The organism is Streptomyces sp. BE303 (assembly GCF_036290945.1).
In the GTDB taxonomy this organism is placed as follows: Bacteria; Actinomycetota; Actinomycetes; order Streptomycetales; family Streptomycetaceae; genus Kitasatospora.
The window spans coordinates 1-371 of the sequence record NZ_JAQYWZ010000450.1; the positions used below are offsets into that span (position 1 = coordinate 1).

Consider the following 371-nt stretch of genomic DNA (forward strand, 5'->3'; position numbering starts at 1 on the left):
CCGCAGGCCGCGCAGGGGCAGGTGCCCGCGCCGGCCGGCCCCGCCGTCACCCACCGCCGACCGGCGGAGGCGGACCGCTCGCCGCCGGCCGAGGAGTACGGCCACGACCCCACCGGTGCGGGCCACCCGGACCCGCTCAGCGGCACCGTCGACGCCCCGATCGGGCGCCACCCCAGTTCCGACTGGACGTGGGCGGTCACCCGCGAGGGCAAGCCGTCCGTCACGCACTACGACCTGATCGAGGCCTACGCCCGCGGCATCAAGGTCGACACCACCCGCATGGAGGAGCTGGACGGCCAGCTCGACCCGAGCAACCCCGAGGCCCTCCAGGAGGCGCTCGCCGGCGGCCTGCTCCAGCCCGAGGACACCCC

General features: G+C 77.1%; 1 protein-coding gene. It reads left to right on the plus strand.

The features are described 5' to 3' along the window. Window positions 1-371, plus strand: a 371-nt coding sequence (locus PUR56_RS08755; RefSeq protein ID WP_443034464.1) for a zinc-dependent metalloprotease, incomplete at both ends; no start/stop codon positions are given.